This window comes from Faecalibacterium sp. HTF-F (assembly GCF_023347535.1).
Classification (GTDB): domain Bacteria; phylum Bacillota; class Clostridia; order Oscillospirales; family Ruminococcaceae; genus Faecalibacterium; species Faecalibacterium wellingii.
Genome location: NZ_CP094473.1, coordinates 2,430,466 through 2,443,257 on the forward strand (window position 1 = coordinate 2,430,466; position 12,792 = coordinate 2,443,257).

The window sequence follows — 12,792 nt, forward strand, 5'->3', positions numbered from 1 at the left end:
TTATCCAATCAAATGCGGCGGGCCTGCCTCAGGCACCGTTTTTTGTCTTTCGGGAACGTCTTTATTGTAGCGCACCGCCGCCCGCGGAAAAACCATGCCGCCGCAAAGCTTTGGTAAAACCGGTGCGTGCGCTGCACCTTCAACGTAAAAAGCCGGAAAATGATGTAAAATCCTGTGCAGGCGGCGCTCTTTTTCCACAAACCGCGCCGGAAGGGTTGAAAATCGGGCGCATTTCATTGTACAATAAAAGAGTAAGTGCTTTTTTACCTTTATATAGATGGAGAGGAATGTATTTATATGGCAGAGATCAAAGTTCTGGCACTGGATCTGGATGGCACCCTGACCAACAGCCAAAAGGAAGTCACGCCCCGCACCCGGGCTGCACTGGATGCCGCCATTGCAAAGGGCGTTACCATCGTGCTTGCCTCCGGACGGCCCACCGCGGGCGTGCTGCCGCTGGCAAAGGAACTGGGGCTGGATAAAAAGGGCGGCTGCATCCTTTCTTACAATGGCGGCAAGATCGTGGACTGCCGCACCGGCGAGACTTTGTACCAGAAACAGCTGGATGCCCAGTACGTACCCGAGCTGTGCGCCTTTGCCGCCGCACAGGATGTGGCCATCATCACCTATAATAAGGAGGGCGTCGTCACCGAACGCCCGGACGATCCGTGGGCCCTGCGCGAATGCTTTACCTGCAAACTGCCCATGACCGGTGTGGACGATCTGGCAAAGTATGTGGATTACCCCATCTGCAAAATGCTCATCACACTGGACCCTGCCCGCCGGGACGAAGTGTGGGCCGCAGGCAGGCAGCAGTTCGATGGCCGCATCGACCTGTACCCCTCCAGCCCGTTCTTCATTGAAGCCGTACCGCTGGGCGTGGCCAAGGACGGCAGCCTTGCCGCCCTTTTGGAGCGCATGGGCCTGACCCGCGATAACCTGATGGCCTGCGGCGACGGCCTGAACGACCGCTCCATGATCGCCTACGCCGGTGTGGGCGTGGCGATGCAGAACGCCGAGGGCCCGGTAAAGGACTGCGCCGATTATGTGACCGCTACCGACAACGATCACGACGGCGTGGCTGAGGCCGTGGAGAAGTTTATTTTATAACCCTCTCCGTCTTTGCTTCGCAAATCCACCTCTCCCGAAGGGCGAGGTTTTATCCATCTAATCGTAACGTATGATAAAAGCTCCCCCTGAGAGGAAAGACTTCCCCCGGCCGGGGGAAGATGTCGCGCAGCGACAAAAGGGGGAATCTGGCACGGCGCAAGCCGTGACTGAGAGGGTTTGATTCAAAAGAGAGGACAAACAAAATGTCGCGCAATCTGGTTTTATTTGATCTGGAATGGAACATCGGCTACCAGCCGTATACCTTTAATTACCACGGCGTGCAGCAGACCTTCCGGGGCGAGATCGTAGAGATCGGCGCCGTAAAGATCGACGAGGACGCTAACGTACTGGATACCTTTTCCATCCATCTGCGCCCCCGCATCTTCCGCAAGCTGCAGCACCACATCGCCAAGGTCACCGGCCTGACGCAGGCCGATCTGGACAAGGGGGAGCCCATCGTGCAGGGCCTGCGCCGCTTTATGCAGTGGTGCGGCCCGGATGCCGAGTTTGCCGAGTGGGGCATGGACGATGTGCCTGTGCTCAAGCAGAACCTTTACCTGTGCAATATTGACGAGTCCAGGCCCACCGTCTGGTACGACCTGCAGCAGGTGTTCCTGCGGGAGCACCCCCGCAAGGAGGGCGAGGGCATGACGCTGGAAAGCGTGGTCACCCGCATGGGTATCCCCATGGAGCGGCAGTTCCACGATGCACTTTCCGATACGCTGTACACCGCCGATGTCTGCCGTCTGCTGGACCTGCGGGCCGGGCTTGCCGCCTACCCCACCGAGGACGAAGCCCTGCGGGCCAGCCTGTGCCCGGCCCCCGGCGACTACCGGGATTTTGAGGTGTTCCACGGCTACGTGGAGCAGTACACCTGGCGCACCGACCCCAAAATTTACACCATGAACTGCCCGGAGTGCGGTGCACCGCTCAAGCCCGACGATGTGTGGCTGAAAAAGGGCAGCAACAGCTGGTACACCCTGAGCCAGTGCCCCCGGTGCGCCGGCAGCGGCAGCGCTGCAGGCAAAGGCGTATTCCAGCGGTACAAGCTTGCCCGCCGCGACGGCCTGCACTGGAGCTACGCCCGCTGTCTCCAGATGCCGGACGACGCCTCCCTTGACCGCTGGGAGAAGCAGCGCACCGCCCAGCTGGAGCGGATGAAGGCCCGCGCAGAAAAACAGGCTGCGGAGTAAAAGCGGCACCGGCTGCTCCGTCCCGCCTGCACTCACCAAACCACCAGCGTGAGAAGCCTTTGCACTTCCCATTAAGGCTGTCTGGTCGATTTTATAGCAATTCAACTTTTTAATGCAACAGCGGTGAATTGCATATCGCAAAGATGCCGTTTGAATGCTGCACTCATTTCTTGACTTGCGATAAAATTTGCGATAAACGATTTTGGGAAGGAATATAATCATGTCGAAAGATGAATATTTGATCACAGATCCACCCCTTAAAGCGCTGACTGTTTTTGCGCTGCCGATGATCCTTGGCAGCTTTTTTCAACAAGTATACAATATGGCCGATTCCATAATCGTTGGTCAATTTGTTGGCTCCTCGGCACTTGCGGCTGTTGGTGCTTGTGCTGCACTGACCAATGTTTTTATTTGTGTGGCGCTTGGTGCTGGTGTGGGCGCAGGTGTGCTTGTAAGCCGCTATTTTGGTGCAAAAAATTATGGTAAAATGAAAACCATTGTGTCAACGTCCCTGATCAGCTTTTTGATTTTAAGCGTTGTCCTTGGTGTCTTTGGCTTTTGCTTTTCCCATTTCATGATGAGCGGATTACAGACCCCTGCCGATATATTGGAAGAAGCAGTATTGTATCTGCGTGTCTACTTTGTGGGTTTCCCGTTTCTATTCATGTACAACATTCTTTCCACCATGTTCACTTCCATCGGTGAATCCAAAATTCCGTTGGGACTGCTGATATTCTCATCGATCCTGAATATTTTTATGGATCTCTGGATGGTGGCCGGTCTTGGTCTGGGGGTGTTTGGTGCAGCCCTTGCGACCTTGATCGCACAAGGAATTTCTGCCGTGTTTTCGTTTTTGATCTTTCTGTCTCGGATGCGGCAATACAAGAGCTCCTTTAGCAGGTTCGACCGGCAGGAGCTGTATTCCATGCTTCGCATTGCGGTACCATCGGTTTTGCAGCAGTCCACAGTGTCTATCGGTATGATGATCGTGCAGGCAGTGGTAAATCCCTTCGGCACACAGGCACTTGCCGGGTATGCAGCAACGATGCGGGTAGAAAATGTTTTTTCGCTGATCTTCGTATCCATCGGCAATGCAGTTTCGCCGTTTGTATCCCAGAATCTTGGCGCAAAGAAACTTGAGCGTATCAAAAAAGGTTATCATGCTGCACTGGTGTTGGATCTATGCTTTGCAGTTCTTGCTTTCGTGGTCATTGAAACACTGCACACACAGATTTCCTCGTTGTTCTTGGGAAAAGACGGAACCACGTTGGCCTATCAGGTGTCCGGTGATTATATGAGATGGCTTGGTTACTTTTTCATCTTCATGGGCATCAAGATGGCAACTGATGGCGTTCTTCGCGGACTTGGAATCATGCGGCCGTTTCTTATTGCAAATATGGTAAACCTTGCAATCCGCTTGTCTGTTGCCTTGATTTGTGCACCGCGTTTTGGCATTGCTTTTGTTTGGCTTGCAGTCCCGGCAGGTTGGCTTGCAAACTTCCTTATTTCCTATGCGGCGCTCAGAAGATCGTGGCCAGAGGATAAAGCAGCGGTATCTCAATGATTTCATGCAGTGGAGAGGTGCTTTGTTCTGACGGGTTTCCCTTACAGAGAATGTGACGCGAAAAAAATTCGCCGGTGTTCCGTGTGATGATAAAAATAGACCCCGGCAGGAGATTGCCGTCGTAAAAAAAGAGATTGCCTTACGTGCAGCCTACACGCCAGACATGGCTTCGCGCAGCTTGCCGGAGCAGCCGGTGTCGTTTCTCACCTGTTTTGCAGGAAATCACCTCTCTGCTTCGTAGTATCCCAAGGAAGCTGTGTGCAGGGCAAAAAAAGTCGTTTTCTGTTCATGGCTCTGTCATACAATGTGGATATACTACGGATAGACGGCCCGCGCTTTGGGAAAGGGCGCAGGCAGAAGGGATGGAATACGCACGATGAACGTTTGGCTGCGTCAGCTTGGAACGCTGGAATTCTGGAAAGCATTACTGGACAGCTTTGGCGGCCTTGGCCCCATTGCCCCCATCGTGCTGGCCATGGTGGAGTCTTTTTTCCCGCCGCTGCCGCTGATCGCCATTGTGGCGCTGAATGTGGCGGCCCACGGCGGCCTGCTGGGCTTTCTGTACAGCTGGGCCGGTGTGGCACTGGGCGGCTGCATCATGTTCCTGCTCTGGCGGCGGGTAGTCAAGCGCTTCTTCTGGAAGTTCGCCTCCCGCTCCCCCAAGCTGGAAAAAGCTCAGCAATGGGTGAACCGCTTTGACACCTCGTCGCTGTTCATGCTCACGCTTCTGCCCTTCACGCCAAGCTCCTTTATGCATCTGGCCTTTGGCATCTCGGACTTTGACGAAAAGCGGTACCTCATCACCATGCTGCTGGGCAAAGGCGTCATGGTGGCCCTGATCGCGCTGTTCGGGCAGTCGCTTGTCAGTTCCATGAAGAACCCGGTCTATCTGGTGCTGGCCATTCTTTTATGGGCAGGCATGTACTGGGTGAGCAAAAAGTTCTGCAAGAAGCACAATCTGGAATAATAATTTAGAATGCCCTCCGCTTCGCTCTGGGCATATTTAGCGGAACAATATTTTTATAATAGAGCAACAGCAGACAGCCTGCGGGCTGTCTGCTGTTGCATTTTCACAGTAATGGCCCAAAAGGGAAACTCCATCTGTTGCGCTTATTTCCTTCGGAAATGACCGCGCAACCGGAAAATATGCCGCTTGCAACTACGGCCCCTTCCGTGAAAAAGCAAACCAGCCAAGCCCGCTGACATGATCCCCCTCAAGTAGACAATGTAAATAACCAAATTCTACTTAGGGGGTATTTTATGCCCAGAGCAAAGCGGAGGGCATTTAAAATCGTTCACTTCCCCTTGACATTCACTTTGTCTGCTGTATAATATGTATGTTATCGAACAGTTCTATTCAAAACTGTCCAGTTTCAAACAAATCAAAGGAACCGATCATTATGTGTGACGAAATCAAAATCGATTGCTGCAAACGCACGGACCCGCCCTGGGAAAGCCCGCAGGTCATCCCGGCACAGATCCGCCGGGTGGATAACCTGATCTTCCGCAAGATCAACCAGTTTGCCCGCGAAAACGGCGTGGAGCAGGCCACCCCCATGCACGGGTGGATCATTGAGTATCTTTACCGCCACCGGGACGCAGCCGTGTTCCAGCGGGACATCGAGCGGGAGTTCTCCATCACCCGCTCCACCGTGACCAACATCCTGCAATTGATGGAGCGCAAGGGGTATATCGAGCGGCGCAGTGTCCCGCAGGACGCCCGGCTCAAGCAGCTGGTGCTCACCGAAGAGGGCATCCGCTTCCACGAGAACACGATTCGTTCCTTCCATCAGACCGACGATTATGTGGCAGGGTTGCTGACGGAGGAAGAGAACACCGAGCTGCTGCGGCTGCTGAACAAGCTGCGGGATGCACTGAAATGAACCCTCTCAGGCTCGCTTTGCTCGCCAGCTCCCCCGAAGGGGGAGCTATGTGCACCATAATACAAAGGGTGATGCGTCCAATTCAAAGCAGGTCGTATCGTTCAGAGCAAAAAAAGCTCCCCCCTTTGGGGGAGCTGGCAAAGCCGACAGGCTTTGCCTGAGAGGGTTTGTCAACTTGCCTAAAATCAGCTTGCTAAATTAGTAATTATGAACATTTCTCGAAACGTCTTGACAATTAAAATGTTTTGTATAAAATTGTTCTGTACCAAACAAATAAAAAGCAACAGGAGGTAACTCAGATGATCAAAAAGTTAGTGTCGCATCTGGGCGAGTATAAACGCGCCGCAGTCCTGACACCGCTCTTTGCCGCTCTGGAAGCCGTGATGGATGTGCTTTTGCCCACCATCATGGCCTTCATCATCGATCAGGGCATTGAAAAGGGCGATATGAACGCCATCCTCAAGTACGGCCTGCTCACCTTTCTGGTGGCTGTGGTCGCGCTGGCGCTGGGCGTTCTGGCCGGCAAATACGCCGCCGAGGCATCCACCGGCTTTGCCGGCAACCTGCGCGATGCCATGTATGAGAACATCCAGCATTATTCGTTCTCCAACATTGATAAGTTCTCCACCGCAGGCCTTGTCACCCGCATGACCACCGATGTGACCAACGTGCAGAACGCCTTCCAGATGATCGAGCGCATGTGCGTGCGCGCCCCGGTGCATCTGGTGTTCGCCCTGTTCATGGCCGTGATGATCGGCGGCCCGCTGTCGCTGATCTTCGTGGTGGCGGTGGTCTTTCTGGTGGCAGTGCTGGCAGGCATCATGGTGCCCACCTTCCACATCTTTGACCGGGTGTTCAAAAACTACGACGCCCTGAATGCGTCCGTGCAGGAGAACGTCTCCGCCATCCGCGTGGTGAAGAGCTTCGTGCGCGAGGGCTTTGAGAACGAAAAGTACACCAAGGCCTGCCAGAGCCTGTATGACCAGTTCGTCAACGCCGAAAGCCGCCTGAGCTTCAACAACCCCGCCATGCTGGTCGCTGTCTACGGCTGCAACCTTGCACTGAGCTGGCTGGGCGCAAAATATGTGCTGCACGGTGCCATTACCACCGGCCAGCTGAACGCTCTGTTCGGCTACATCATGAACATCCTCATGGCCCTGATGATGCTCAGCATGGCCTTTGTCATGATCTCCATGTCTGCCGCTTCCGCCAAACGTATCGTGGAAGTGCTGGACGAGACCACCGACCTGCCCCCCGCAAAGCAGCCGGTGCAGCAGGTGGCCGATGGCAGCATCCAGTTCGACCATGTCACCTTCAAGTATAAGCACGGCAGCGGTCAGCCGGTGCTGAACGACATCAGCTTTACCATCCGGCCCGGCGAGACGCTGGGCATCATCGGCGGCACCGGCAGCGCAAAATCCAGTCTGGTGCAGCTGATCCCCCGCCTGTACGATGCCGAGAGCGGCACCGTGCGCGTGGGCGGCGTGGATGTGCGGGACTACAATCTCGATGTGCTGCGCCGCGAGGTATCCATGGTGCTGCAGAAGAACGTGCTGTTCAGCGGCACCATTCTGGACAACCTGCGCTGGGGCGACGAGAACGCCAGCGAGGAAGAGTGCATCCGTGTGGCAAAGCTGGCCTGCGCGGATGAGTTCATCGAGCGCTTCCCGGACAAATACAATACATGGATCGAGCAGGGCGGCTCCAACGTGTCCGGCGGCCAGAAGCAGCGCCTGACCATCGCCCGCGCCCTGCTGCGCAAGTCCAAGGTGCTGATTTTGGACGACTCCACCAGCGCCGTGGATACCGCTACCGATGCCAAGATCCGCAAGGCGTTCCGCGAAGAAATTCCCGGCACCACCAAGATCATCATTGCACAGCGTATTTCCTCGGTGCAGGACGCTGACCGCATCCTTGTGCTGGACAACGGCCGCATCGATGGTCTGGGCACCCATGAGGAGCTTTTGAAGACCAACGCCATCTATCAGGAAGTCTACAGCAGTCAGACACAGGGCAGCGGCGACTTTGACAAACAGGGAGGTGAACAGTAATGGCTCAGGCAAAAGAAGTTCGCGGCCCCGGCCCCCGCATGGGCGGCCCGCGCCCCAAGGTGGAAAACCCGGGCAAGCTGCTGAAGCGCATCATGGATGAGGTATTCCGGCACTATCTGCCCCACTGCATCCTTGTGCTTGTCTGCATCGTGGTCAGCGCACTGGCAAACGTACAGGCCAGTCTGTTTTTAAAGACTCTGATGGACGATTACATCGTACCCATGACCCAGCAGCAGGACCCGGATTTTGCCCCGCTGGCTGCGGCTCTGCTGCGGGTAGGCATCATCTACGTCATTGGCATTCTGGCAGCGTGGGGCAACGCCCGCATCATGGTCAACGTGACACAGGGCACCCTGCGCAACCTGCGCACCCAGCTGTTCACCCACATGGAGAGCCTGCCCATCAAGTATTTTGACCAGCATCCCCATGGCGACATCATGTCCGTGTACACCAACGATGTGGATACCCTGCGCCAGATGCTCAGTCAGAGCATCCCGCAGCTGGTGTCCAGCGCCATTACCATTGTTTCCGTGTTCTTCAGCATGTGCATGCTCAGCTGGCAGCTGACGATCGTCACCATGCTGATGGTGGCGCTGATGATGTTCTGCTCCAAAAAGATCACCCAGCAGTCCGGCAAATACTTCATCCAGCAGCAGCGGGATCTGGGCAAGTTGAACGGCTACATCGAAGAAATGATGGAAGGCCAGAAGGTCGTCAAGGTGTTCACCCACGAGCAGAAGGCGCTGGACGGTTTCCGCCAGCTGAACGACCAGCTGAAGGACAGCGCCAACAAAGCAAACAGCTTTGCCAACATCATGATGCCGGTCAACGCCCAGCTGGGCAACATCAGCTATGCCGTCTGCGCGCTGGCAGGCGCAGCCATGGCCGTGAGCGGCATGGGCGGCACGACCCTTGGCACAGTGGTGGCTTTCCTGAGCCTGAATAAGGGCTTCAACATGCCCATCAGTCAGGTGTCCATGCAGGCCAACAGCGTCATCATGGCACTGGCTGGTGCTGAGCGCATCTTCAAGATGATGGATGATCCCAGCGAGACGGACGAAGGCTATGTGACCCTTGTCAACGCAAAGTACGACCGCAACGACCAGCTGGTGGAGACGGATGAGCGCACCGGCCTGTGGGCATGGAAGCACCCCCACCACGATGGCACCACTACCTACCACAAGCTGGCGGGCGACATCACCTTTACGGACGTGGACTTCGGCTATGTGCCGGAGAAGACCGTTCTGCACGGCATCAACCTCTATGGCCGCCCCGGCCAGAAGATCGCCTTTGTCGGCTCCACCGGTGCGGGCAAGACCACCATCACCAACCTCATCAACCGGTTCTACGACATTCAGGACGGCAAGATCCGCTACGACGGCATCAACATCCACAAGATCAAAAAGGCCGATCTGCGCCGTTCGCTGGGCATCGTGCTGCAGGACACCCACCTGTTCACCGGCACGGTGATGGAGAACATCCGCTACGGCCGGCTGGAGGCTACCGATGAAGAGTGCATTGCCGCTGCCCGCCTTGCCAACGCCGACAGCTTCATCAAGCGCCTGCCGGAGGGCTACAACACCATGCTTACCGGCGATGGTGCCAACCTTTCGCAGGGACAGCGCCAGCTGCTGGCCATCGCCCGCGCCGCCGTGGCAGATCCCCCGGTGCTGATCCTGGACGAGGCCACTTCCTCCATCGATACCCGCACCGAAGCGCTGGTGCAGCGCGGCATGGACGGCCTGATGTACGGCCGCACCAGCTTTGTCATTGCACACCGCCTGTCCACCGTCCGCAATGCAGACTGCATCGTGGTGCTGGAGCAGGGCCGCATCATCGAGCGTGGCAGCCACGACGAGCTGATTGCCAAAAAGGGCAAGTATTACCAGCTCTACACCGGCAATCTGGCCGAGAACTAAGCTTTTTCTGCCTCCTCAAAGGAGCCGCCGCACCGGCACACCGCCGTGCGGCGGCTCCTTTTTGTCCTCTTGAAAACAGCAAAAGCCACGACGCGCATGCACCGTGGCTGAATTTGACCTATAAACAGGAACGGGGGACGGCATCAAAACCATCCCCCATCGATTGGCGTTTGGTGGGTGTGCCCCTTCCCACATTTCTTTTGGCCCAATGGGCGTGTAGCAGCACATTCTCTACTTCAAATGCAACTTTATCAAAGTATAGCATGATTCTGTATCGCTGTAAAGTCAGGTGTCGAGCACCTTTTAAAAACAGGATACATCCGAAATCATTTTTCACCCGCTCTGGACAATCACCCCCTGTTCGCGGTATACTGAACCTTGAATGAATTGCAGGAAAACGAGGTCAGAACATGGCATATCCGGAGAACATCCTTATATTGGACATCCTGCCCCTTTCGGCAGACACGGCCCGGCTGGTGCGGGTGTACGGCACTGCACCCTGCGTGGTGCTGCCTACCGTCCTGCCTGCGCCGGAGGGCGGCAGTTTTGCCGTCACCGAGCTGGGCGGCTACTGCTTCTCGGAAAAGCCCCGCAGCCTGCCTGCGGCAGACAAGACCTGCCGCTATACGGTGGAGCCGGACGGCACGGCGCGGCTGACCCGGGCATTCGGGCAGGCGGTGGGCGGCACCTGCCGTCGGTATGACTTCGACTTTGACGCCCCGGCTTCCGATGCGGACACGCTGCACCCGGTGTGCGGTAATTTTCTGGAAGAGATTGCCCTGCCGGACAGTTTGCAGGTCATTGGCAGCTGCGCCTTTTACAACTGCCGCAGCCTGCGCCTGCTCACGGTGGGCAGCGGCAGCCTAACCGTAGGTAGCGATGTGTTTTTGAACTGCTTCGCGCTGGAGACCATCCGGGTGCAGGCCGCGCCCGGGGACTCCACCGGTCTGTTTGCCCTTGTGAACAACATCACCGAGGCCGTGCGGGCGGAGTTCCGGCCTGCCGGTGCCGCCGCGCCGCTGGCGGCGCTGTGGTATCCCGCCTACTGGGAGGACATCGAGGAGACCCCCGCCCACATCCTGCTGCACACCTTTTCCGGGCAGGGATACCATTACCGGCAGTGTTTTCTCAATAATATATTCCTACCTGCAGAATATGACAGCATTTTCCCGCAGGGCCACGATGCCGACGATGCCAATGTGATGGCAATGCTCTGCTTTGACCGCCTGCGGTATCCGTGGCAGCTGACCGAAGCCGCCGCCGGGCATTACCGGGCGTTTCTGGCAGCAAACACCGACCGGGTGCTGGCCCGCCTTTTAAAGGCGCAGGACCTTGACGGCATCCGCGCCCTGCTGGCGCTGGATGTGCTGGACAAAGCCGGTTTTGCGTCCGCCGCCGCCCTTGCCGCCAAGGCAGAGAACGCCGCTGCCGCCGCCCTGCTGGCAGATGCAGAGCACAAAAAATATGCCCCTCAGCCCAAAAAGCAGCGGTACGATTTTGATTTTTAAGGAAGCCCCCTCTCCGTCACGGCTTACGCCGTGCCAGCTCTCCCTTTGGGAGAGCTGCCGAGCGCAGCGAAGCTGAGAGGGTTCTAAGTGAGGTGACACCTTTGCCCCAAACCATCCAAAAAGAAAAATTTTTCGACCCCCGCAAGCCCTTCCAGTCCCAGCGGCCCGAGACCCACGAGGAATGGCAGGCGCGCATGGGCGGCGAGGTGCTGGCGGTGGTGCGCAGCGGGCTGTATCTGGACTTCCGGTTTCTGGATATGGCACTCAGCGCCCTGTCCCCTGCCCCGGACGAGCGCTGCCGGGTGCTGGCTACGGACGGTCAGGCCCTGTTTTATCAGCCCAGCCACCTGCTACGGCTCTATCAGGACAACCCAAAATATCTTAACCGGTTGTATCTGCACACCATATTCCACTGTGTATTCCGCCATCTCTGGCTGAAAGGCCGCCGGGAGCCGCAGCTGTGGAGCCTTGCCTGTGATATCGCGGTGGAGAATGTCATCGACAGCCTGAACCGCACCAGCGTCAAGCGGCCGCTGACCTATGTGCGGCAGAACGCCTACCAGCAGATCACCGCAGAGGAAACCGTGGTGGCAGCCGCGCCGGTGTACCGATGGCTCACCCGGCAGACCCCCGGCGTACTGCGGCAGCTGGGGCGGGAGTTCGTGACCGACGACCACCGCCTGTGGCCCAAGGACGCTCCCGACCAGCCCCAGCAGATGCCCACTCCCCTGCCCCAGAAAACGTGGCAGAAGATCGGGGAGCGGATGCAGACAGAACTGGACCTGCGGGACAAGGAAGCGGGCGACGGGGCCGATGCTCTGAAGCAGCAGGTGAAGGCCGCCAACCGCAGCCGCCGCAGCTACAGAGACTTCCTGCGCCGGTTCTGCGTGCTGCGGGAGGAAGTCAAGCTGGACCCGGACGAGTTCGACCTGAACTTCTACACCTACGGCCTTTCGGTGTATGGCAACCTGCCCCTCATCGAGCCGCTGGAAAGCCGGGAGAGCAAAAAGATCGAGGAGCTGGCCCTTGTCATCGACACCAGCTACTCCACCTCCGGCGAGCTGGTGCGGGCATTCCTTGCCGAGACCTACACCCTGCTGAAAGGGCGGGAAAACTTTTTCCACCGCATGAACCTGCACCTCATTCAGGCGGACAACGCCATCCGGCAGGATATCCTCATCCACAACGAGGACGAGCTGATCCACGCCATGAACCATTTTGAGCTGCGGGGCGGCGGCGGAACGGACTTCCGCCCGGCCTTTGAATACGTGAACCAGCTCTGCGCCGAAAAGAAGTTTGCAAATCTGCGGGGGCTCTTATACTTCACCGACGGCATGGGCACCTACCCCGCCAGGCGCCCGGCCTACGACACCGCTTTCCTGTTTTTGGGGGAGCGGTTCGATGACGCCAATGTGCCGCCGTGGGCCATGAAGGTGGTTCTGGACGAAGAAGAATTTACCGGTGCAGCAGCCCGCCCGGCCAGTGCTCTTGCAGACGCTCTGGCCGAAGAGGACGACCTGTACCGTGACCTGAACAACTCCTGATAAAGAGGGGAACATCTGTT

The 12,792-nt window shown here is 57.1% G+C and carries 10 protein-coding genes; 9 read left to right on the forward strand and 1 reads right to left on the reverse strand.

Features of this window, described 5'->3' with window-relative positions; all coding sequences use genetic code 11:
- Positions 1-198 (reverse strand): hypothetical protein, encoded by a 198-nt coding sequence (locus MTP37_RS11480; RefSeq protein WP_249237402.1) that lies wholly within the window; start codon positions 196-198, stop codon positions 1-3.
- A gap of 99 nt (positions 199-297) precedes the next feature.
- Here MTP37_RS11480 and MTP37_RS11485 point away from each other — a divergent pair, with 99 nt between their 5' ends.
- From MTP37_RS11485 to MTP37_RS11525, 9 genes are all read left to right on the forward strand, one after another.
- The gene (locus tag MTP37_RS11485; protein WP_249237403.1) at positions 298-1,110 is read left to right on the forward strand and encodes a Cof-type HAD-IIB family hydrolase; all 813 of its coding nucleotides are present in this window, start codon (positions 298-300) and stop codon (positions 1,108-1,110) included.
- A gap of 203 nt (positions 1,111-1,313) precedes the next feature.
- On the forward strand, positions 1,314-2,303 hold the full coding sequence (locus MTP37_RS11490; protein WP_249237404.1) for a 3'-5' exonuclease: 990 nt from the start codon (positions 1,314-1,316) through the stop codon (positions 2,301-2,303).
- A 220-nt stretch (positions 2,304-2,523) separates the two neighbouring features.
- The gene (locus MTP37_RS11495; RefSeq protein ID WP_249237405.1) at positions 2,524-3,867 is read left to right on the forward strand and encodes an MATE family efflux transporter; all 1,344 of its coding nucleotides are present in this window, start codon (positions 2,524-2,526) and stop codon (positions 3,865-3,867) included.
- Between the two features lie 376 nt (positions 3,868-4,243).
- Entirely contained in the window at positions 4,244-4,834 is a 591-nt protein-coding gene (locus MTP37_RS11500) for a TVP38/TMEM64 family protein (protein ID WP_249237406.1), read from the forward strand.
- 433 nt (positions 4,835-5,267) lie between these two features.
- Positions 5,268-5,750: a MarR family winged helix-turn-helix transcriptional regulator gene (locus MTP37_RS11505; protein ID WP_249237407.1), complete on the forward strand. Its 483-nt coding sequence runs from the start codon at positions 5,268-5,270 to the stop codon at positions 5,748-5,750.
- Between the two features lie 299 nt (positions 5,751-6,049).
- On the forward strand, positions 6,050-7,801 hold the full coding sequence (locus MTP37_RS11510; protein ID WP_249237408.1) for an ABC transporter ATP-binding protein: 1,752 nt from the start codon (positions 6,050-6,052) through the stop codon (positions 7,799-7,801).
- Positions 7,801-9,720, forward strand: a complete 1,920-nt coding sequence (locus tag MTP37_RS11515; RefSeq protein WP_249237409.1) for an ABC transporter ATP-binding protein — start codon at positions 7,801-7,803, stop codon at positions 9,718-9,720. Before MTP37_RS11510 ends, MTP37_RS11515 begins: the two co-directional genes overlap by 1 nt.
- 410 nt (positions 9,721-10,130) lie before the next feature.
- Positions 10,131-11,228: a leucine-rich repeat protein gene (locus MTP37_RS11520; protein ID WP_249237410.1), complete on the forward strand. Its 1,098-nt coding sequence runs from the start codon at positions 10,131-10,133 to the stop codon at positions 11,226-11,228.
- 92 nt (positions 11,229-11,320) lie between these two features.
- Entirely contained in the window at positions 11,321-12,772 is a 1,452-nt protein-coding gene (locus MTP37_RS11525; RefSeq protein ID WP_316543872.1) for a vWA domain-containing protein, read from the forward strand.
- The last annotated feature ends 20 nt before the right edge of the window (positions 12,773-12,792 follow it).